The 21534-nt window shown below is 68.8% G+C and carries 18 protein-coding genes and 1 rRNA gene; 7 read left to right on the top strand and 12 right to left on the bottom strand.

The genetic code is table 11. The annotated features are described in order from the left end of the window. Window positions 1-132 precede the first annotated feature (132 nt). Window positions 133-639: a DoxX family protein gene (locus tag ACQPYY_RS06035; protein WP_433593008.1), complete on the bottom strand. Its 507-nt coding sequence runs from the start codon at window positions 637-639 to the stop codon at window positions 133-135. A gap of 153 nt (window positions 640-792) precedes the next feature. After that, complete coding sequence (locus ACQPYY_RS06030) at window positions 793-2160, bottom strand: NCS2 family permease (RefSeq protein ID WP_379278532.1); 1368 nt, start codon at window positions 2158-2160, stop codon at window positions 793-795. A gap of 270 nt (window positions 2161-2430) precedes the next feature. Between ACQPYY_RS06030 and ACQPYY_RS06025 the strand changes: the two genes are divergently transcribed. Continuing rightward, window positions 2431-4485 carry an AMP-binding protein gene (locus ACQPYY_RS06025; RefSeq protein ID WP_433593007.1) on the top strand — a complete coding sequence of 685 codons (2055 nt, stop codon included), beginning with the start codon at window positions 2431-2433 and terminating at the stop codon, window positions 4483-4485. Between the two features lie 6 nt (window positions 4486-4491). Here the strand turns inward: ACQPYY_RS06025 and glgP are convergent, their stop codons facing one another. After that, a complete protein-coding gene (gene glgP / locus ACQPYY_RS06020) occupies window positions 4492-7065 on the bottom strand; it encodes an alpha-glucan family phosphorylase (RefSeq protein ID WP_433593006.1) in 2574 nt (857 codons plus the stop codon). Between the two features lie 211 nt (window positions 7066-7276). Between glgP and ACQPYY_RS06015 the strand changes: the two genes are divergently transcribed. The 3 genes from ACQPYY_RS06015 to glgB are packed head-to-tail and all read left to right on the top strand — an operon-like array spanning window position 7277 to window position 12121. Further along, window positions 7277-7927: a PaaI family thioesterase gene (locus ACQPYY_RS06015; protein WP_357098629.1), complete on the top strand. Its 651-nt coding sequence runs from the start codon at window positions 7277-7279 to the stop codon at window positions 7925-7927. A gap of 22 nt (window positions 7928-7949) precedes the next feature. After that, entirely contained in the window at window positions 7950-9953 is a 2004-nt protein-coding gene (locus ACQPYY_RS06010; RefSeq protein ID WP_433593005.1) for an alpha-1,4-glucan--maltose-1-phosphate maltosyltransferase, read from the top strand. Further along, a complete protein-coding gene (gene glgB, locus ACQPYY_RS06005) occupies window positions 9950-12121 on the top strand; it encodes a 1,4-alpha-glucan branching protein GlgB (RefSeq protein ID WP_433593004.1) in 2172 nt (723 codons plus the stop codon). Before ACQPYY_RS06010 ends, glgB begins: the two co-directional genes overlap by 4 nt. Before the next feature lie 7 nt (window positions 12122-12128). Here the strand turns inward: glgB and ACQPYY_RS06000 are convergent, their stop codons facing one another. Further along, the gene (locus tag ACQPYY_RS06000; RefSeq protein WP_433593003.1) at window positions 12129-12749 is read right to left on the bottom strand and encodes a TIGR03086 family metal-binding protein; all 621 of its coding nucleotides are present in this window, start codon (window positions 12747-12749) and stop codon (window positions 12129-12131) included. A 120-nt stretch (window positions 12750-12869) separates the two neighbouring features. Between ACQPYY_RS06000 and ACQPYY_RS05995 the strand changes: the two genes are divergently transcribed. After that, window positions 12870-14231, top strand: a complete 1362-nt coding sequence (locus tag ACQPYY_RS05995; protein WP_433593002.1) for a TrpB-like pyridoxal phosphate-dependent enzyme — start codon at window positions 12870-12872, stop codon at window positions 14229-14231. A gap of 70 nt (window positions 14232-14301) precedes the next feature. Here the strand turns inward: ACQPYY_RS05995 and ACQPYY_RS05990 are convergent, their stop codons facing one another. The 3 genes from ACQPYY_RS05990 to ACQPYY_RS05980 all read right to left on the bottom strand — a co-directional run bounded on the left by ACQPYY_RS05990 (window position 14302) and on the right by ACQPYY_RS05980 (window position 17059). After that, window positions 14302-15159, bottom strand: a complete 858-nt coding sequence (locus ACQPYY_RS05990) for a tetratricopeptide repeat protein (RefSeq protein WP_379102102.1) — start codon at window positions 15157-15159, stop codon at window positions 14302-14304. Window positions 15160-15217: 58 nt separating this feature from the next. Continuing rightward, window positions 15218-15589: a DUF3817 domain-containing protein gene (locus ACQPYY_RS05985; RefSeq protein ID WP_357289336.1), complete on the bottom strand. Its 372-nt coding sequence runs from the start codon at window positions 15587-15589 to the stop codon at window positions 15218-15220. A gap of 285 nt (window positions 15590-15874) precedes the next feature. Beyond that, window positions 15875-17059 (bottom strand): acetyl-CoA C-acetyltransferase, encoded by a 1185-nt coding sequence (locus ACQPYY_RS05980; protein WP_433593001.1) that lies wholly within the window; start codon window positions 17057-17059, stop codon window positions 15875-15877. Window positions 17060-17146: 87 nt separating this feature from the next. Between ACQPYY_RS05980 and mce the strand changes: the two genes are divergently transcribed. Together mce and ACQPYY_RS05970 are read left to right on the top strand one after the other, a co-directional pair. Further along, the gene (gene mce, locus ACQPYY_RS05975; RefSeq protein ID WP_357289341.1) at window positions 17147-17644 is read left to right on the top strand and encodes a methylmalonyl-CoA epimerase; all 498 of its coding nucleotides are present in this window, start codon (window positions 17147-17149) and stop codon (window positions 17642-17644) included. Window positions 17645-17730: 86 nt separating this feature from the next. Further along, on the top strand, window positions 17731-18702 hold the full coding sequence (locus ACQPYY_RS05970; RefSeq protein WP_379100336.1) for a hypothetical protein: 972 nt from the start codon (window positions 17731-17733) through the stop codon (window positions 18700-18702). Window positions 18703-18791: 89 nt separating this feature from the next. Here ACQPYY_RS05970 and ACQPYY_RS05965 read toward each other — a convergent pair whose 3' ends face one another. The 5 genes from ACQPYY_RS05965 to rrf all read right to left on the bottom strand — a co-directional run bounded on the left by ACQPYY_RS05965 (window position 18792) and on the right by rrf (window position 21435). Then, window positions 18792-19277, bottom strand: a complete 486-nt coding sequence (locus tag ACQPYY_RS05965; protein ID WP_433593000.1) for a hypothetical protein — start codon at window positions 19275-19277, stop codon at window positions 18792-18794. A 127-nt stretch (window positions 19278-19404) separates the two neighbouring features. Beyond that, a complete protein-coding gene (locus ACQPYY_RS05960; RefSeq protein ID WP_433592999.1) occupies window positions 19405-19710 on the bottom strand; it encodes an ATP/GTP-binding protein in 306 nt (101 codons plus the stop codon). A 4-nt stretch (window positions 19711-19714) separates the two neighbouring features. Further along, the gene (gene nucS / locus ACQPYY_RS05955; protein ID WP_433592998.1) at window positions 19715-20392 is read right to left on the bottom strand and encodes an endonuclease NucS; all 678 of its coding nucleotides are present in this window, start codon (window positions 20390-20392) and stop codon (window positions 19715-19717) included. Window positions 20393-20455: 63 nt separating this feature from the next. Then, entirely contained in the window at window positions 20456-21187 is a 732-nt protein-coding gene (locus tag ACQPYY_RS05950) for a rhomboid-like protein (RefSeq protein WP_379100330.1), read from the bottom strand. Between the two features lie 131 nt (window positions 21188-21318). After that, a 5S ribosomal RNA gene (rrf, locus tag ACQPYY_RS05945) occupies window positions 21319-21435 on the bottom strand. Window positions 21436-21534 lie beyond the last annotated feature (99 nt).

Below are 21534 nucleotides of genomic sequence, written 5' to 3'. Positions count from 1 at the left end.
ACTTCCGGGTAGAAGTAAATTGGATTTCGATACTCCGGTGAACCCCCAATTCCCACATCGGATGTGTCCGTAGTCCCCGCGCCAAGCCCTGCACGCGGCGCGGGGACCCGAAACTTTTCCGATCGGGTTTCGCTACTTCACCGCAAGGGTGATGAGCGCGGCCGCCACGCCGAGCGCGATCGCGCCGGCCCCCCAGGCCAGACCCTGACGCTGCCACGGACGGCCCGCGTCGAGCGAGATCCGGCCCGGGCCCGCGAACGCGAAGGCGACCGCCACGAGGGCGTAGACCGCGGGCAGCTCCCACCTCGCGAAGCCGCCGCTCCAGGTGACGTTCAGCGCATTGATCATGGTGCCCAGCACGATGGCCGCGGCCAGGGGCGTCAGCAGGCCCAGCGCCAGCAGCAGACCGCCGACCAGCTCGCTCAGCCCGGCCAGGGTGGCGAAGAACTTGCCCGGGTCGTAGCCCATTTTCGCGAACGAGCCCGCGGTGGCGTCCAGGCCGTAGCCGTTGAACCAGCCGAACAGCTTCTGACTGCCGTGCACGGCCAGCAGGCCGCCGACACTGACCCGCACGATGGCGAGGCCGATGTCGATACCGGTCGGAGCCTTGGAGGTGGTGGCGTTCACGGTTGCGGTCATGGCGGGTCCTCGTCTTTCGGTTCTCTACGTTACTCCGGTCGTCCATCCGGACCGTGGTCCGTTTTGGAGCCTACAGCAGGTCCCCAACGAGAGCGGGCGCGAGGCTATTCCGCCTCGCGCCCGAAATCCGGCTCGCTCGAGAGCTCGCCTGCCCTACTCGGCCAGGAACCAGAAGTAGTAGAGGAACACCGCCATCAGCACCCACATGATCGGATGCACCTCGCGCGCACGCCGTTTCGCGATCATGACGATCGGATAGAACAGCAGCCCCATGGCGATGCCGTTGGCGATGGAGTAGGTCAGCGGCATGATGATCACGGTGATGAAGGCGGGCACCGCGAATTCGAGCTTGTTCCACTCGATCTCACCCAGCGCCCGGGCCATCAGCACGCCGACCACGATGAGCGCGGGCGCGGTCACCGCCGAGACGTCGGCGAACACCGCGAAGATCGGGAAGAAGAACAGCGCGATCAGGAACCAGCCCGCGGTGGCGACCGCGGTCAGGCCGGTGCGGCCGCCCGCCGAGACGCCCGCGGTGGATTCCACGTAGGCGGTGGTGCTCGAGGTGCCGATCACCGCGCCCGCGGCGGTGCCGACCGAGTCGGCGGCCAGCGCCTGCCCGGCGCGTTCCAGCTTGCCGTCCTTGCCCAGCAGCCCGGCCTGGTTGGCGACGCCGATCAGGGTACCGGAGGCGTCGAAGAAGTCGACGAACAGCATGGTCAGCACGACCACCACCATCTGCCCGGTGAACGCGCCCGGCAGGTGGATGATGGCCTGGCCGAAGGTCTGATCCAGTCCGTGGGGCAGCGCCGCCACCGAGTCCGGCAGCTTCACCAGGCCCGTCACCATGCCGACCACGGTGGTGGCGAGGATGCCGTACAGCACCGCGCCGTGCCAGCCGAGCACCAGGAAGACGACCGTCGCCACCAGGCCGAACAGCGCGAGCAGCGTGGTGCCGTGGTGGAAGTTGCCCAGGTGCACGAAGGTGTTCGGATCGGAGGTGACGATCCCGGCGCTCTTGAGCCCGAGGAAGGCCACGAACATACCGATGCCCGCGCCGACCGCGAGTTTCATCTGCATGGGGATGGCTTCGATGATCTTCTCGCGCACCTTGGTCACCGCGAGGATGAAGAAGATGACGCCGGACAGGAAGGTGCCCGACAGCGCCTCCTGCCACGGAATACCCATGTGCAGCACGACGGTGTAGGCGAAGAAGGCGTTGAGGCCCATGCCCGGCGCGAGCGCGACCGGGTACTTGGCCCACAGACCCATGACCAGGGTGCCGAAGATGGCGGCGACCGCGGTCGCGGTGAACACGGCCTGGACCGGCATGCCCTTGTCGTGGAGATCGCCGCCGGGGCCGTCGCCGAGGATGCGCGGGTTGACCGCGAGCACGTAGGACATGGCCAGGAAGGTGACGGTGCCGGCCATCAGCTCGCGCTCGAGGGTGGAACCGTGTTCGCTGATGCCGAAGTACCGGTCGACGCGCCCCTTGGTGCGCGTGAGGACGTCGGTGCTCATAGGTGGGGATCTCCAGTCGACCAGGAGGACAGAGGCTGCTGGTCACGCTAGTTGGTCGGACGGGTCGGTTCGCCCACCACCCCGGCGAACTGTGGGCAATCCCACCTGCCAGAGCGTTGGTTTCCACTCACGACCAGCGCAATTGATCCGCAAATAAACTGATTACCGGCCGGTAATTAGAGATCCTTGACCGCCATTGTCTGGGACGTTACAAATACGTAATCCGCCGGGGTTGATCAGGGGAACCGGCCAGGCAGAAGTTGTACGCCAGTGGTTACCGATGTCATCGACGCGGTCGCGGAGTTCGCGATCGACCGCCAATCGCTCTGGGACGTCCTGATCGACCCGCAGACCTACCCCCGGCTATTTCCCGGAATCGGCGCCTGCGAGCCCGCCGACACCGTCGATGCGCACCCCGCGTGGAATTTGCGAGTAGGCGGCGCGGGCACCGAGATCCGGGTGGTGCGTATCCATATGCACATCACCCGCGCGGGCGAGGGTTTCGAACTGCACTACTCCGAACACGGCAGCTTCGCCACGATCCGGCTGCGCGGCGACGCCGGGCACACCCGGATCTACGTCACCTATTTCAAGGCCGCGCCCGTGCATCCGCTGCTCACCCAGCTCCCGAACGCGGCGGTGGCGGCCTGGACGCAGGCCGGGCTGAAACGGGTGGCCGAGCTGATCCAGGGCGCGCCGACGGCCCGCGTCGTCAATGCCGAGGATTCCCGAATGAAGTTGCAGGCCGGGGTGGTCCGGCAGATGGTGAGCTCCGGCGTGGTGCGCACCTATCGCCCCGATGTGGGCCTGCGGCAGATCGGTGGCCTGGCCAAGTGGGGGTTCAGCCTGGGCGGCGGCTACGCGGCGGCGGCCGCGCACTCCCCGCGCCGGGCGGCGGTGATCGACGACCGGTACTCGAGCACCTTCGACCAATTGCACGCGCGCAGTAGCGCACTCGCGGGTGCGTTCACCTCGCTCGGCTTCGGCCCGGGCACGTCGATCGGGCTGCTGTGCCGCAACCACACCGGCATGGTCGAGTGCATGGTCGCGGCGGGCAAGTCGGGCGCGGACGCGGTGCTGCTCAATACCGGGCTGCCCGCGCGGCAGATCGAGGAGATCGTGCAGCGGCACCGGCTCTCGGCGCTGTTCTCCGACAGCGAGTTCGAGGATCTGGTGCGCCACGTGCCCGCCGACGTCCCACGATTCACCACCGACGACGCCCCGCCGGACGCGGGCCGCACCAGCATCGAGGACCTGATCGCCATGCGTCAGGATCCGCCGCGCAAGGCGCCGCGCCCGGGCCGGCTGGTGGTGCTCACCTCCGGCACCAGCGGGACGCCCAAGGGCGCGCGGCGGCCGCACCCCAAGGGATTCGGGACGGTGGCCGCGCTGCTGTCGCGAATCCCGTTCGGCACCAACGAGACCATGTTCATCCCGGCCCCGCTGTTCCACACCTGGGGCCTCGGGGCGCTGCAGATGTCGACGGCCGTACGGGCGACGGTGCTGCTGAGCGATCATTTCGATGCCGAGGACACGCTGCGCCGGGTGGCCGAGCACAAGGTGACGGCCCTGGTGGTGGTGCCGATCATGGTGAATCGGATCCTGGATCTGCCCGCGGCGGTGCGCGCCCGCTACGACCTGTCGAGCCTGCGCATCGTGGCCAGTTGCGGTGCGCCGCTGGACGGTGCGACGGTGCTGCGTTTCCTCGACACCTTCGGCGACATCCTCTACAACGTGTACGGCTCCACCGAGGTGTCGTGGGCGTCCATCGCCGACTCCGCGGACCTGCGGGTGTCCCCCACCACCGCGGGCCGTCCGCCGCTGGGCACGAAACTGGCGGTGCTGGGCCCGGATCGGCGGCCGGTGCCGGTGGGTGCGACGGGCCGCATCTTCGTCGGCAATCACATGCTCTTCGACGGCTACACCGACGCCACCCCGCCCGACGAGGCCGACGGCATGCTCGACACCGGCGATATCGGCTATCTCGACGCCTCCGGCAAGCTGTTCGTGGCCGGCCGCGACGACGAGATGATCATCTCCGGCGGCGAGAACGTCTTCCCGCGCGCGGTGGAGGAAGCGCTGTCGCATCTGCCGCAGGTGAGCGAGGTGGCGGTGGTGGGCGTGCCGGATCACGAATTCGGCCAGCGCCTGGCGGCTTTCGTGGTGCCGCGCCCGGGCTCCGGGCTGGACTCGGAGATGGTGCGCAATTACATCCGGCACCGGGTGAGCCGTTTCTCGGTGCCGCGCGACGTCACCTTCCTGGAGGCGTTGCCGCGCAATACGACCGGGAAGATTCTCAAGCGGACGCTGATCGCGCCCGCCTGAGCGCGACTACGGGCTGGGCGAGGCGATCAGACCCAGTTCCGCGTCCGAGGCCAGCAGCGGATGGTGCGGCAGGATGCGGATGGTGTAGCCGACCGCACCGGAGATCGGCACCGGCGTCCGGATGGTGAAAACGTCCGCGCCGGAATCATTTCCGGCATGCTGCATGGGGAAGCTGTGGACGTCGGTGAGGTCGTCGCTGGGTGAGACCCGGCCCAGAACCGCCTGCACGCTGACGTCGGCGGGGGTCAGGCCGCCGAGGTCGATGCGGGCCCGCAGGTCCAGTTCCGCGCCGATCACCGGGATGTCGGGCAGCCCGGCACTGTCCACCTGCAGGACTTTCACGGTGGGCCAGGCGGATTCGACGCGGCGGCGGTACACCGACAGGTCCTGTGCGCCCTTGAAGTCGTCGGCCGACACCGCGCCGAAGGCCGCGGCGGCGGGCGCGTAGTAGTCGACGGCGTAGTCGCGGACCATGCGCGAGGCCAGCACCTTCGGGCCCAGGGTTCGCAGAGTGTGGCGGACCATCTCCATCCAGCGCACCGGCAGGTCGTCGTGGTCGCGGTCGTAGAAGCGCGGCAGCACAGCGCGTTCCAGCAGTTCGTAGAGCGCCGACGCCTCCAGGTCGTCGCGGCGGTGCTCGTCGCGGACGCCGTCGGCGGTCGGGATGGACCAGCCGTTCTCGCCGTCGCACATCTCGTCCCACCAGCCGTCCTTGATGGACAGGTTGAGGCCGCCGTTGAGGGCGGACTTCATACCGGAAGTGCCGCACGCCTCGAGCGGGCGCAGCGGATTGTTGAGCCAGACATCGCAGCCCCAGTACAGGTAGCGGGCCATGGAGATGTCGTAGTCGGGCAGGAAGACGATGCGGTGCCGCACCGCCGGATCGTCGGCGAACCGGACGATCTGCTGGATCAGCGCCTTGCCGCCCTCGTCGGCAGGGTGGGATTTGCCCGCCACCACCAGCTGCACCGGGCGTTCCGGGTCGAGCAGCAGGGCGCGCAGCCGGTCCGGGTCGCGCAGCATGAGGGTGAGCCGCTTGTAGGTGGGGACGCGGCGAGCGAAGCCGACGGTCAGCACGCGCGGGTCGAAAACCTCGTCGACCCAGCCGAGTTCGGCCGGGGCGGCACCGCGGTCGAGCCAGGAGGCGCGCAACCGGCGGCGCACCTCGTCGACCAGGACGCCGCGCAGGGCATTGCGGGTGGACCACAGTTCGCGCAGGTCGACGTCGCAGAGCCGTTCCCAGCCGCGGGCCTCCTCGACCAGTTCGTCGCCGATCAGCTCGCGGGCCTTGTCGATCCACTCGCGCGCGGCCCAGGTGGGGGCGTGCACGCCGTTGGTGATCGAGCCGATCGGCACCTCGGCGGCGTCGAAGCCCGGCCACAGCGGCGCGAACATGGCGCGGCTGACCTCACCGTGCAGCTTCGACACGCCATTGGCGCGCTGGGCGAGTCGCAGACCCAGGTGGGCCATGTTGAACACCGACGGATCGGCCTCGCGGCCCATGGCGAGGATGCGGTCCACCGAAACGCCCGGCAGTACCGGGGATTCGCGCTCGCCGTGCGCGCCGCCGAAGTAGCGGCGCACCAGCGCGCTCGCGAAACGGTCGATGCCCGCGGGCACCGGGGTGTGGGTGGTGAACACGGTGCCCGCCCGCACCGCGGTCAGCGCGGTGTCGAAATCCATTCCGGCGACCATGAATTCGCGGATGCGTTCGATGCCGAGGAAACCGGCGTGACCCTCGTTCATGTGGAAGACGTCCGGATCGGGCAGGCCGTTGGCGCGGGTGTAGGCGCGCACCGCGCGCACGCCGCCGATCCCGGCCAGGATCTCCTGTTTGATGCGATGGTCCTGGTCGCCGCCGTAGAGGCGGTCGGTGACGGCGCGCAGTTCCGGATCGTTCTCGGCGATGTCGGAGTCGAGCAGCAGCAGCGGGATCCGGCCGACCTGGGCGATCCACACCCGGGCGCGCAGCACCCGGCCCTCCGGCATGGACACGTGGATGAGCACGGGCGCGCCGGAGTCCCCGTCGGTGAGCAGCCGCAGCGGCAGGCCCATGGGGTCCAGCGCCGGATAGCGCTCGGCCTGCCAGCCGTCGGCGGTCAGCGACTGCCGGAAATAGCCGGAGCGGTACAGCAATCCGACGCCGATCAGCGGCAGGCCCAGATCGGAGGCGGCCTTGAGGTGATCGCCCGCCAGAATCCCGAGCCCGCCCGAGTAGTTGGGCAGGACCTCGGTGACGCCGAACTCCATCGAGAAGTAGGCGATCCCGCGCGGCCCGCTCCGCTGCTTCTGGAACCAGCGCGGCCGAGCCAGATAGTCACGCAAGTCCTCGGCGGCGGCATCCACACGCCGCGTGTAGGCCTCGTCCCCGGCCAGCTCGTCGAGCCGCTCGGCGGGCACCTCGCCCAGCATCCGCACCGGATCGTTGCCGACCTCGACCCACAACCGGGGATCCAGCTCCGCGAACACGTCCTGCGCGGGCCCATGCCAGGACCAGCGCAGATTGGTCGCCAACTCGGTCAGAGCTGACAACCGCCCCGGCAAATGGGCACGAACGGTGAATCGACGCAATGCCTTCACGGTGCTTATTCTGCCCTCCGCTTCGCTCCGGGCGGGTTCGCGGCCCCGAGGACTCGATTCTTCCCTCCTCTGCTCCGCTCCCCCGCTCCGAGCGCGGGGAGGCGGAGCGCGGTCCGGAATCGAGACGGCCGCGAACCGTCGGGCGGGTCTGATGCTGGTCAGCGGCATCCCCACTCGGAGCATCCGGTAAGCAACCGATAACGTGTTTCACATGAGCGAGCAGCAGGTCGAGGCACTGGCCCCCGAAGAGCACCATGAGGGCGGGTTTCGGCCGATCCAGACCCTGGGCCGCGACGCCAGCCGGGGTGGGCCGCACTACGGGGAGTTCATCGAGCAGGTGCGCGGGCTGATGGACCGGGTCCGGCTCGCCTCCCCGACCGACGAGGTCGCCCTCGAGGCCATCGCCACGCTGAAGGAGCTCAACGCCAAGCTCGACTCCGCGGTCGGCGACGAGTGGGACGCGCCCGCCTGGCACCGCAACGACCTGCCGGCGCGCGGCAATATCACCCTGCCGCCGTTCCTGATCGACGACGCGAGCGCCGAGGGCGTGCACGCGCGCATCACCTTCCGCACCTTCCACCTGGGCGGCAATGCGGCCGCGCACGGCGGCCACATCGCGCTGGGCTTCGACGACCTGCTCGGCATGACCGTGGCGCTGAACACACGCGCGGTCACCCGCACCGCGTTCCTGCACGTCGATTACCGGTCCATCACGCCGCTGAACACCGAGCTGAGGGTGCACGGCTGGGTGGAGCGGCAGGAGGGCCGCAAGGTGTTCGTGCGCGCCACCCTGCACGACGGCGACCGGCTGTGCGCCGAGGCGCACGGCCTGTTCCTGCTCCTCAAGCCGGGCCAGCAGTAGTCGCTCCGGTAAGTTCGAAGGCGTGACCGGCCGCATCGCCATCGATGACACCGCCCCCGCGATCCCCGGCGGCCGGCCGTCGAAGGCCGTGGTGGGCGAGGTGGTCCCGGTCCGGGCCGTGGTCTGGCGCGAGGGACACGAGGTCGTGGCCGCGACCCTCGCGGTGCAGGGCCCGGATTCGGCACGCACGCAACGCATTCGCATGAGCCCGGAATACGAGCCGGACGTGTTCAACGCGGCGTTCACCCCGAGCACGCCCGGCCGCTGGACCTTCCGCATCGAGGGCTGGAGCGATCCCATCGCCACCTGGCGTTCCGGCGTCGAGGCCAAACTGGCCGTCGGGCAGAGCGCCGTCGACCTGGCCAACGACCTGGAGCTCGGTGCGCGCCTGCTGGACCGGGCCGCGCTCGCGGTGCCGAAGCAGCAGTGGCAGATCCTGCGCGCCGCGGCCGCCGCGCTGCGCAGCGACGCCCAGCTGCCCGCGCGCGTGGCGCCCGCCTTCAGCGCCGAGGCCGGCGAGATCCTGCGGGCAACCCCGTTGCGGGAGTTGGTGACCCACGGGCCGCTGCACACCGTGCAGGTGGACCGGCAGCGGGCGCTGTACGGCTCCTGGTACGAATTCTTCCCGCGCTCCACCGGCGGCTGGGACGCCGCGGGCAAGCCGGTGCACGGCACCTTCGCCACCGCCGCCAAAGATCTGCCGCGCATCGCCGCCATGGGCTTCGACGTGGTGTACCTGCCGCCGATCCACCCGATCGGCAAGGTGAACCGCAAGGGGCCCAACAATTCCCTGACCGCGGGCCCCGAGGATGTGGGCTCGCCGTGGGCCATCGGCTCCGACGAGGGCGGCCACGACGCCATCCACCCGCGGCTGGGCACCGAGGCCGACTTCCTCGACTTCGTCACGGCCGCCCGGGAACTGGGATTGGAGGTGGCGCTCGACCTGGCGTTGCAGTGCGCGCCCGACCACCCGTGGGTGACCTCGCATCCGGAATGGTTCATCACCCTGCCCGACGGCACCATCGCCTACGCGGAGAACCCGCCCAAGAAGTACCAGGACATCTACCCGCTCAACTTCGACGACGACCCCGACGGGCTCTACGCCGAGGTGCTGCGCGTGGTCCGGCACTGGATCGGCCTGGGCGTCACCATCTTCCGGGTCGACAACCCGCACACCAAGCCCGCCGACTTCTGGGAATGGCTGATCGCCGCGGTGCACAAGAAGCACCCGGAGATCATCTTCCTGTCCGAGGCGTTCACCCGCCCGGCCCGCATGTACGGGCTGGCGCGCCGCGGATTCAGCCAGTCCTACACGTATTTCACCTGGCGCACCCACAAGCACGAGCTCGAGGAGTTCGGGCGGGAACTCGCCGCCAAGGCCGACGAGGCGCGCGCCAACCTGTTCGTGAACACCCCCGACATCCTGCACGAGAGCCTGCAACACGGCGGGCCCGGCATGTTCGCGATCCGGGCCGTGCTGGCCGCCACCCTCGGCGCGACCTGGGGCGTGTACTCCGGCTTCGAACTGTACGAGCACCAGGCGCTGCGGCCCGGCAGTGAGGAATACCTCGACTCCGAGAAATACCAGCTGCGCCCACGGCATTTCGCCGCCGCGGCCGCGCGCGGGGAATCCCTGGAGCCGTGGCTGACCCGGCTCAACGAGATCCGGCGCGCGCACCCGGCGCTGCGGCAGGTGCGCTGCATCCACTTCCACCACGTGGACAACGACGCGATCCTGGCGTTCTCGAAAATGGATCCGACCACCGGCGACGCGGTGCTCGTCGTGGTGAACCTGAACCCGTTCGGGACCGAACACGGCATGGTGTCGCTGGATCTGCCCGCCATCGGCCGCGAATGGCACGACCGGCCGGTGGTGACCGACGAGATCACCGGCGAGGAATACCACTGGGGCCAGAGCAATTACGTGCGCCTGGACCCGCATCGCGCGGCCGCCCACATCCTCACCCTGCCGCCGGTCCCGGCCGCCGCGCGCACCGAACTCGCCTATCGCAGATCGTTCCGATGAACCGGCGTGACCTCCTGCTGCTGGCGGCGGGCACGCATCCCGATCCGCACACCGTACTGGGGGCCCATCCGCATCCGGACGGCACCGTCATCCGGGTGCTCCGCCCGCACGCGGACGCGGTCGCGGCCCGCGTCGGCGAGGTGGATCATCCACTGACGCACCGGGATCACGGGGTGTTCGAGGCCGTCCTGCCGTTCCCGGAGCTGTGGGACTACCGCATCGTCGCCTCCTATCCGGGCGGGCGCATCGTGGTCGAGGCCGACGGCTACCGCTTCCTGCCCACCCTCGGCGACGTCGACCTGCACCTGCTCGGGGAGGGCCGTCACGAGCGGCTGTGGGAGGTGCTCGGCGCGCATCCCCAGACCTACCCCTCCTTCGACGGCGAGGTGACGGGCACCGCGTTCGCGGTGTGGGCGCCCAACGCGCGCGGCGTCGCCGTGATCGGGGACTTCGACGGCTGGAGCGGAAACACCGCGCCCATGCGCAGACTCGGCGATTCGGGCGTGTGGGAGGTGTTCCTGCCCGGCATCGGGCCCGGGGCGCTCTACAAGTACCGGGTGCACGGGGCGGACGGGCGTGTGGTCGATCACGCCGACCCCATGGCCTTCGCCACCGAGGTGCCGCCCGCCACCGCCTCGGTGATCACGGCGAGCGCATTCACCTGGGGCGATGGGGAATGGCTGCGGGAACGCGCCCGCACCGACCCGCTGCGCGCGCCGATCAGCATCTACGAGGTGCACCTCGGCTCCTGGCGGCCGGGTCTCGACTATCGCGAGATCGCCGAGCAGCTCGCCGAATACGTTCTCGCCCAAGGCTTCACCCACGTGGAACTCCTCCCCGTGGCCGAGCACCCCTTCGGCGGCTCGTGGGGTTATCAGGTCACGTCCTACTTCGCGCCGACCGCCCGCTTCGGCTCCCCCGACGACTTCCGTTTCCTCGTGGATCACCTGCACCGCAAGGGCGTCGGCGTACTCCTGGACTGGGTGCCCGCGCACTTCCCGCGCGACGAGTGGGCGCTGGCCCGCTTCGACGGCACCGCCCTCTACGAGCACGCCGACCCGCGCCGCGGCGAGCAACTCGACTGGGGCACCTACGTTTTCAACTTCGGCCGCCACGAGGTCCGCAACTTCCTGGTCGCCAACGCGCTCTACTGGATCGAGGAATTCCACCTCGACGGCCTGCGTGTGGACGCCGTCGCCTCCATGCTCTACCTGGACTATTCGCGCCCGGACTGGGAACCGAACATCCACGGCGGTCGCGAGAACCTGGAGGCCGTCGCCTTCCTCCAGGAGATGAACGCCACCGTGCACAAGCATCATCCGGGCGTGCTGACCATCGCCGAGGAATCCACCACCTGGCCCGGCGTCACCCGCCCCACCGAGGTCGGCGGGCTCGGCTTCACCATGAAATGGAACATGGGCTGGATGCACGACACCCTCGGCTACCTGGCCCGCGATCCCGTACACCGCAGCTGGCACCACAACGAGGTCACCTTCTCCCTCACCTACGCCTGGAGCGAGAACTACCTGCTGCCGATCAGCCACGACGAGGTCGTCTACGGCAAGGGCACGCTGTGGACCCGCATGCCCGGCGACGACTACGCCAAGGCGGGCGGGGTGCGGGCGCTGCTCGCCTACCTGTGGGCGCACCCGGGCAAGCAGTTGCTGTTCATGGGCCAGGACTTCGGCCAGTTCCGGGAATGGGACCACGACCGCGGACTGGACTGGCAGGAGCTGGAGAACCCGCTGCACCGCGGCATCCAGGCCCTGGTCGGCGACCTCAACCGGCTCTACGTCGCGAATCCGGCGCTGTGGAGTCAGGACACCTCGCCGGGCGGGTACGCCTGGATCGATGCCGACGACCGCGACAACAATGTGCTGTCGTTCCTGCGGTACGGGACCGACGGGTCGATTCTCGCCTGCGTGTACAACTTCTCCGGGCGGCAGCTCAGCGGCTACCGCATCGGATTGCCGGAGTGCGAACAGGTTTCGTGGTACGAGGTGCTCAATACCGACGCCGTCGCCTACGGCGGCAGCGGCGCGGGCATCCACGGGCCGATCCCGGCCGAACAGCAGCCGTGGCACGGCCGCCCGGTGTCGGCCGCCCTCACCCTGCCGCCGCACAGCGCCATCTGGCTCTCGACCGCCCCACCGGCCCCGCGCGACTGACCGTTCGCTACTCCGGCCATCCGGGGGAACGGCCCAGCACCGCCAGAATCCGATCCAGCCCCGAGGTCCGAGCGCCGGACACTTCCGGCGCGAACGACGCGCCCGGACGCTCCCGATCCGCGCCCCGCGGGACGGCCTCGGCCACCGGCAGCGCCGCGCTCACCAGGTCATCGTCGAATGCCACGGTCCAGCCGAGTGTCCGCGCGACATCCCACGAGTGCACGACGTAGTCGATGAAGTGGAAGCTCACCGCGAGCGTCCCCGGGATGACTATGCCGTCGCGGATCTCCGGGAGGGGGAACTGCCGTTCCAGCACGCCCGGCTCGGCGAACCCTGCCAGCGCGTACTCGGCCGCCGCGCGGTATTCACCGACCGGGTCCTCGCCCAGCGGCTGCGGCTTCCACAGTCCGAGATCACCCTCACCGCGGGCCGCCGCCGCGAATCCGTAGTGCTGAACGATCATGTGCTCCAGCAGATCTCGCAGCGCCCAGCCCGCGCACGGGGTGGCCGCGTCCAGGTCGCCCGAGGTCACCCCCGACACCACGTCGATGCTCGTCCGCACCGCGCGGGCGTCCAGCGCGAGCAGTTCGGTTCCCGAGGCCAGCAATTCTTCATACGTGCTTATCATACGCACAAGCTTACTAATTCCGATCGATCATGACCAGGAACAATCCGGCGAATTCCACACCAACAGGTCCGCTTCGGGCGCACCCTGGACGGACAGTCGGATCAAGCCCGGGAGGGCCCCGTGGACGAGCGCACCAAGATCACACTGGACGAATCCGAGATCCCGCGGCGGTGGTACAACGTCATCCCGGACCTGCCCGAACCCCCGCCGCCACCGCTGCACCCCGGCACCGGGCAGCCCGTGGGCCCCGAGGACCTGGCCCCGCTGTTCCCCATGGAACTGATCCGGCAGGAAGTGAGCGGCGACCGCTACCTCGACATCCCGGACGACGTCATCGACGTGTACCGGCTCTGGCGGCCGACACCGCTGTTCCGGGCGCGCCGACTCGAGAAGGCGCTCGGCACCCCGGCGCGCATCTATTACAAATACGAGGGCGTCTCCCCCGCGGGCTCACACAAGCCGAACACCGCTGTGCCGCAGGCCTTCTACAACGCCGCCGAGGGCACCCGCCGCCTGACCACCGAGACCGGCGCGGGCCAGTGGGGCAGCGCGCTGGCCTTCGCGTGCGCGCAATACGGCATCGACTGCGAGGTGTGGATGGTCCGCGCCTCCTACGACCAGAAGCCGCACCGGCGCACCCTCATGCAGACCTGGGGCGCCACCGTGCACGCCAGCCCCTCCCCGGTCACCGCGGCGGGCGCGAAAATCCTTGCCGACCACCCGGATTCGCCCGGCAGCCTGGGCATCGCCATCAGCGAGGCGGTCGAAGTGGCCGCGGGCGACCCGTTCACCCGCTACGCGCTGGGCAGCGTGCTCAACCACGTGCTCATGCATCAGACCGTCATCGGCGAGGAGGCGCTGAAGCAGTTCGCCGCGGCGGGCGAGCGCGCCCCCGACGTGATCATCGGCTGCACCGGCGGCGGCTCCAACTTCGCGGGCCTGTTCCTGCCGTTCCTGCGCGAAAAGCTCGCGGGCCGAGGGAATCCCGTCATCCGTGCCGTCGAACCGGCCGCCTGCCCGTCGTTCACCCGCGGCATCTACGCCTACGACTTCGGCGACACCGCGGGCTTCACGCCGCTGATGAAGATGCACACCCTGGGCCACGACTTCATCCCCGACCCCGTACACGCGGGCGGTCTGCGCTACCACGGCATGTCGCCGCTGCTCTCGCACATGTACGAGCTCGGGTTGTTCGAGGCGGTGTCCAAGCAGCAGCGCGAATGCTTCGCCGCCGCGGTCACTTTCGCCAAGACCGAGGGCATCCTGCCCGCCCCCGAACCCTCGCACGCGCTCGCGACGGTCATCGAGGAAGCCCACCGCTGCACCGCCTCCGGGGAGGAGAAGGTCCTGCTCACGGCACTGTGCGGGCACGGCCACTTCGACATGACCGCCTACGAACGCTATCTGGCGGGCGACATCCCCGATTTCGAACTGCCCCAGCCCCGGATCGACGCGGCGCTCGCCGGACTGCCCAAGCTCTGAACGAGATCAGGGAGCTCCCACCGCGGGATTCTGTCCGAATCCCCGCGCCGGGAGCTCCCTGATCTCGGAATCAGTACAGGGCGGCGGCCAGCTTGCGGCGGGCGGCCACGACCAGCGGCTCGGCCGGGTCGAAGAGCTCGAACAGCTCCAGCAGGTGGGTGCGAACCCGGGTGCGGTCGTCCCCGGCGGTGCGCTTGACCTGGGCGATCAGCCGATCGAACGCGGCGTCGGGCTGCTGGTTGAACATCTCGAGGTCGGCCGCGGCGATGGCGGCGTCCAGATCCGCCGGGTCGGCGTCGGCCTTGGCCACCGCGGCCGGGTCGAGATCCTGCACGCGGGAGATGAACTGGACCTGCCGCAGCGCGGCCTTGGCCTCGACATTGTTCGGCTCGGCGGTCAGGATGTCCTGGTAGGCGGCGATGGCGTTGTCGAATTCGCCGCGCTCCAAAGCCTCTTCGGCCGCGACGAACCGGGGATCCTCGGGAATCTCGGGCTCGGCGGCGTCACCCTCGCCGACACCGGGGAGCTTGCCGCGCACGGCGTCCACCACGGCGGCCAGCCACTGCGTCACCTGCTCCTCGGGCTGATTGCCGGTGAAGTCGGCGAGCGGCTGGCCCGCGGCCACCGCGACCACGGTCGGAATGCCCTGCACACCGAAGGCCTGCGCGATGCGCATATTGGCCTCGGCCTCGACGGTGGCCAGATCCCAGTCGCCGCCGCTGCGGCCGACCAGCTGCTCGAGCAGCTTCACCAGCTCGATGCTGCCCGGGCTGCGCTGCGAGTACAGCGCCACCACCACCGGGACCTGGGTGGAGCGCCGCAGCACTCGATCCTCGAAATTGGCCTCGGTGACGGCGTGGTCACCCGGGACCTCCCCCGCGGGGGCGGCCGGCTGCTTGAGAGCGGACAGGTCCACAGCGCCCGACATGGCGGCGGCTGCGGCGGCGGAAGGACGGCGTGCGGGTCGAGTCACGCCATCCAGTTTGTCACGAAGCGACGGCGGCGGGCGCCGGGGCTCCGCTCAGTTCACCGAGCTGACCCGTCTTGATCGCCCACCGCTCGAAGAGCACGGAGGTGAAAGGCACCACCGAGGACGCCAGCGCGAGAAGCGTGGTCTTGCCCGGCCATTCGAACTCACGCGAGGCCAGCAGGCAGTTGATCGCGTACGCCAGGAACACGACGCCGTGCAGCATGCCGAACACCATCACCGGCCACTTGATCGGCTGATCGGCGATGCCCAGCGCGTCGGCGCGCTTCAGGGCCGAGCCGATGAACAGCAGCACCCAGGACGGCACCTCGAGCAGGCCGAAGAAACGCACACGCTTCGCGACCGTGGACAGGTCGAACAGATCACCCATGCCCCCCATTCTGCCCGACCGGCTACGACGCCCCGTAGTGGAGCTGGTCACACGCTTTCAGCGTTCGGGAGGGATTTCCGGGGGCCGCGCCCCCGAACCCCACAAGGTCAGGTGCGGGGGCCGAACTCCACACCGCCAGAGGTGCGAGCGGCGCCAAGCCCTGGCCCCCGAAGGCCGCGAGCCGTGGCCTGTGTCCGAGGGCACCCAAGGCGGGAACACGGGCCAACCTCGACAACGGCCCCGGCTCCAGTGGAGCCGGGGCCTTTCGGTCGTGCGGGAGGCGCGCTACTTCACGCGGATGATCAGGGCGTCGCCCTGGCCGCCACCGCCGCACAGGGCGGCCGCGCCGACGCCGCCGCCGCGGCGCTTCAGCTCGTTGGCCAGGTGCAGCACGATGCGGGCGCCGGACATGCCCAGCGGGTGGCCGATGGAGATGGCGCCGCCGTTGACGTTCACCTTCTCCGGGTCGATGCCCAGCGTGCGGGTGGACGCGATGCCGACCGCGGCGAAGGCCTCGTTGATCTCGACGAGGTCCAGCTCGGCCGGCGAAATGCCTTCCTTGGCACAGGCTTTCGCGATGGCGTTGGCGGGCTGGTCCTGCAGGGTGGAGTCGGGACCGGCGACGACGCCGGCCGCGCCGATCTCGGCGATCCAGCTCAGGCCCAGCGCCTCGGCCTTGGCCTTCGACATGACGATCACGGCGGCCGCGCCGTCGGAGATCTGGGAGGCGGAACCGGCGGTGATGCTGCCGTCCTTGCGGAAGGCCGGCCGCAGCTTGCCCAGCGACTCCGCGGTGGTGTCGGCGCGGATGCCCTCGTCCTCGGCGAACACGATCGGGTCGCCCTTGCGCTGCGGGATGGAGACCGGCGCGACCTCGTCGGCGAACAGGCCGTTCTTCCAGGCCGCGGCCGCCTTCTGGTGCGAGGCGGCGGCGAAGGCGTCCTGCTCCTCGCGGCTGATCTTGTCGGTGTCGTTGCGCTGCTCGGTGAGCGCGCCCATGGCCTGGTCGGTGAAGATGTCGTACAGGCCGTCGTAGGCCATGCTGTCGCGCAGGTTCACGTCGCCGTACTTGAAGCCCTCACGGCTCTTCTCGAGCAGGTGCGGGGCGTTGGTCATGGACTCCTGGCCGCCGGCCACCACGATCTCGTACTCACCGGCGCGAATCAGCTGATCCGCCAGGGCGATTGCGTTGATGCCGGACAGGCACACCTTGTTGATGGTCAGCGCCGGGACGTCCATCGGGATCCCCGCGGCGACCGCGGCCTGCCGGGCCGGGATCTGGCCCGCGCCGGCGGTGAGGACCTGGCCCATGATCACGTAGTCGACCTGATCGGGCGCCACCCCGCCCTTCTCCAGCGCCGCCTTGATGGCGATGCCGCCCAGGTCGGAGCCACTGAAATCCTTCAGCGACCCGAGCAGGCGACCCACCGGGGTGCGCGCACCGGACACGATCACGGAGGTAGTCGTCACGTGGGGCCTCACTTACTGTGTGTCGTCACGGCCCCGCCAACCATCGGAGCCGTACTCCACGGTAACTCCAGGCACTTCGGCGGGGGTATGCGGGTGCGCGCTACCGTCACTGCTGTGAGCACTACCGAGAACACCGCATTCATCCCGTCGGAATACGTCGTGGCCGTCGATCACGTGGGAATCGCCGTGCCGGACCTGGATTCCGCGGTCGCCTGGTACCGCGACAATCTGGGCATGGTGGAGACCCACCGCGAGATCAACGAGTCGCAGGGCGTCCACGAGGCCATGCTGTCGGTCCCCGGCACGCCCGAGGGCTCGGTCGCTCTCCAGTTGCTGGCTCCGCTCAACGAGGAGTCCACCATCGCCAAGTTCATCGACCGAAACGGTCCTGGCCTGCAGCAGCTCGCCTACCGCGTCACCGATGTCGAGGCGGTTTCCGCGCAACTTCGTGAACGGGGCTTGCGTTTGCTGTACGCAGAGCCGCGTGGTGGAACCGCTGGTTCCCGCATCAATTTCATCCACCCCAAGGATGCTGGCGGTGTGCTGGTCGAACTCGTCGAACCGGCCGCGAAAACTACTCACTAGTACCGTGTTCCGCCCTCCTAAAGAGGGCGTAACAACATTCGCGGTCGGGTCACCATCCGCGACGGTCAGGCTGTAGTTTGTGGGGCATGTCGTCCACTGAGCCCGATCGCAATCGCTTCGTCGCGCTGCCCTTTACCGTTGTGCGGAAGGGTTATGACCGTGACGAGGTGCGTAACTACTTCGACCGTTTCGATGCCGAGCTAAGGGTCACCGCCACCGACCGCGATGCCGCCGCCGCCCAGGCCCGCAACCTGGCCGCCCAGCTCGAGGATGCCCGGGACGAGATCGACGAGCTCCGTAAGGAAGTCGACCGGCTGTCCGTGCCGCCGACGACCGCCGAAGGCATGTCCGATCGCATCTCCCGCATGCTGCGCCTGGCCTCCGACGAGGCCTCCGAGGTCCGCGCCCAGGCTCAGGCCGAGGCCGCCGAGATGATCTCGATCGCCGAGCAGCAGGCCACCGAAATGCGTGGGAAGTACGAATCGCTCCTCTCCGAGACCAAGGAGAAGCGCGAAGCTCTCGAAATCGAATTCGAGCAGACTCTCGCCAACGCCCGCTCCGAGTCCGCCAAGATCGTCGAGGCGGCCAACGCCGAGGCCGATCGCCTCACCAAGGAGTCCGACGCCAAGCGCAAGGCGACGCAGCAGGACTTCGAGGTCACCATGGCGGAGCGGCGCACCAAGCTGACCCGCGCCATGGAGGAGCTCGAGGCCACCTCCCGCGCCGAGGCCGCCCAGCGCATCAAGGACGCCACCGACGAGGCCAACCGCCTCATCACCTCGGCGACCAACACCGCTGATCGGAAGATCGCGCACGCCAAGGAACTCGCCGAGGAAATGCGTGTCCTCCGCGGCCGCGTCCTGGCCCAGCTGCTCGGCATCCGCGGCCAGCTCGACTCGGTCCCGGCCATGCTCGCCGCCGTCAACCGCGAAAGCGAACTCCTCGACGGCGCACCGGAACAGCGTTCCCTCGCCAAGGGCGGCCGTAAGGCCATCTCCGAGGCGCAGGACGACGAGGACCTCGTCGACGAGCGCGAGAACGCCGACATCTCGGGCTAATCCACTCCACCGGGCGACAACCCGAAGCCGTACGAAGGCCGCTTCCCAACCGGGAAGCGGCCTTCCTTATGCCGCTCAGCGCCTTCCGGTCATTGACAACCGAATGGGTACTGGGCGCTGCCGACCGAGTAGACGCAGGGCAGCGCCGTGACATCGACGTCCTGTGACATCGTGCTCAGCACCGACCCATCCGGCTTGTACTGCGTCGCGACGACGTGATGAACGCCGAGAGTCGTCGGCTTGAAAGCGGTTTGGGTCTGGGAAAGATACACGACACCGTTGAAAACACAGGCGGGAACCAGCGGAGGATTCCCGGTTCCTGCCGCCACGGGATTGCCGGCCAAGGGTTGCCCATTGTCAGTGAAGTAGACCGGCGGAGCGATAGGAGACGCGGCTGGATCGCACGTCACATCCACGGCGACTGACCACGCATACATCCCGGACTCCGAGTGTCCGTGACCAGTGGCGTTCACAAGCATGTCGTGAAAATCCGCTACGGCGAGAGGGCTTCCCGCAAGATTCACGGCCACCGCCGCAAAGGCCCCCAGCGCCAACCCGATTCGCTTCTTCTTCATCCCGGACTCCCTTGGAACACATTCGAACTTCAGCTCGGGAGCTTAACCAGTGGGAAAGACGTGTGACCGCAATCGATCTCCCCCAATTCCTGGGGCGCGATGACCTGGGCCATTCCGACTAGGGGACTCAGGACCAGCGGCGGGTGATCGTGCGGGTATTGCGGCCCTTCCAGCAGCCGGTGTGCCAATGGCGGCGGTCGTCCTCGCCGTCGAGCGCCGCCCAGGCGACGATATGGGGAGTGCCCGGCGGGATCACGTGATCACAGCCGGGACAGCGGTAGGGCTTGGTGGCTCGAGTGCCCGGAACCGTTCGGACGATGAAGGATTCGTCGGTGCCGGGGCCCGGCTCGGTGCGGCCGAAGACGTCGCCCAGGGGGCGCGGATCCCGATGGGATCGCGCCGAATCCTTGGGGCGGGGCTTGCGCCGGGGCATGACCCTAGAAGAGCCGGAATTCGCTGGAGTCCGTGCCGCGCAGGGCATCGTAATCCAGGGTGAGGCAGCGGATACCGCGGTCGGCGGCAAGGGTTTTCGCCTGCGGCTTGATCTGCTGGGCGGCGAAGACACCGGCCACCGGGGCCAGCAGGGGATCGCGGTTGAGGAGCTCGAGGTAGCGGGTGAGCTGTTCGACGCCGTCGATCTCGCCGCGCCGCTTGATCTCCACCGCCACCGTCGCGCCGTCGGCGTCCCGGCAAAGGATGTCGACCGGGCCGATGGCGGTCATGTACTCGCGGCGGATCAGGGTGTACCCGGGGCCGAGGGTCTCGATATGCTCGGCCAGCAGCTCCTGCAGGTGCGCCTCGACGCCGTCCTTCACCAGCCCGGGATCGACGCCCAGCTCGTGCTTGGAATCCAGCTCGATGTCCTCGACCGTGATCCGGAGTTCCTCACCGGCCTTGTTGGACACCACCCACAGTTGGGTTGTCTCCGAATCGGTTTCCCCCTCCTCCAGCCAGCACGGCGGGCTCATCCAGTTGAGCGGCTTGTAGGAACCACCGTCGGAATGGACCAGCACCGAACCGTCGGCCTTCATCATCAGCAGACGACGAGCCATGGGCAGATGGGCGGTCAGACGGCCAACGTAATCGACCTGGCAACGAGCAATCACAAGGCGCACCGGTCGAGTCTAGTGACCGGGCGGCGGCCGCGGTGACGCGGCCTCGACCCGGCGGCGCCGGATTCAGCCCAGCAGCATCAGGCAGGCGAACAGCGACCCGCCCGCCAGCAACAGGTACTCCGGAACGTTCAACGGCCGCACCGCACCGCCCTGCCGGCGAATCGTCAACCGCCCGATCCCCAGCCCCAGGCACAGCGCCAGGAAGTGACCGACATTGGTGAAGGTGTGCCACAGCACCACCCCGCCCAACGCGAACGACAGCCACGTGGCCGCCCACACCCACCGGCGATGCGGCGGCAGCACGGCCACCAGGGCGCCCACGACGGTCATCGAGCCATAACTGACGCCCACGTCCTGGGCCATGGCGATGCTGCCGGGGATCAGCTGCGACTGCACAGCCACCCACAGGCCCAGCGCGACCAGGACGGTCGCACCGATATGGCCCACGAAGAAAGTGTGCACAAGCTTCACAGCCCCGAGCCTGCGCTCCGCCAACGCGAGCAGGCAGGCCAGCATGGGGACGATGAAGAAGACCGTGGCCGCGCCCTCACCGACCAGGAAGGCGCTGGAGAACAACGTGCCGAAGCGGCCGTTGGTGAGATTGTGCAAGTTGGTGCTGGCGTGCAGCAGGATTCGCGTCTCACGGGGAGCGCTCACCATGGTCAGGGCGACAGCCACCGCCATCAGCACACCCACGTAGCTGTAGGTGGCGGGGAGCCAGAGGGCTGACCACCGGAAGCGGCGGGCGGTGACGGGCCGCTGAGGCGCGGGCGCGAGGACCATGCTGTCGATCATTGTCTTTCTCATCCAGCCGGGACTGGTTTTCGGCTGGGAACTCCCTGTGGGTACATACCCGGGAGATACCCGGGAAACATCAGAATACGCAGAAGGCCCCCAGCAGATGCTGGGGGCCTTCGCGAATGATGTTCCGGCGGTGTCCTACTCTCCCACACCCTGTCGAGTGCAGTACCATCGGCGCAGGTGGCCTTAGCTTCCGGGTTCGGAATGGGACCGGGCGTTTCCCCACCGCTATAGCCGCCGTAACTCTATGAAACTGTCACACCCCGCGTTCCGCGGGGAAAGGGAGGATCGAGGGCCTGGCCCTCGAGCACCCATTCCCAACGGGAACAGCAGGATCTGTG

The sequence above is a fragment of the Nocardia sp. CA-145437 genome, from assembly GCF_050956485.1.
In the GTDB taxonomy this organism is placed as follows: Bacteria; Actinomycetota; Actinomycetes; order Mycobacteriales; family Mycobacteriaceae; genus Nocardia.
This window is presented reverse-complemented; position numbering and strand designations above follow the sequence as displayed.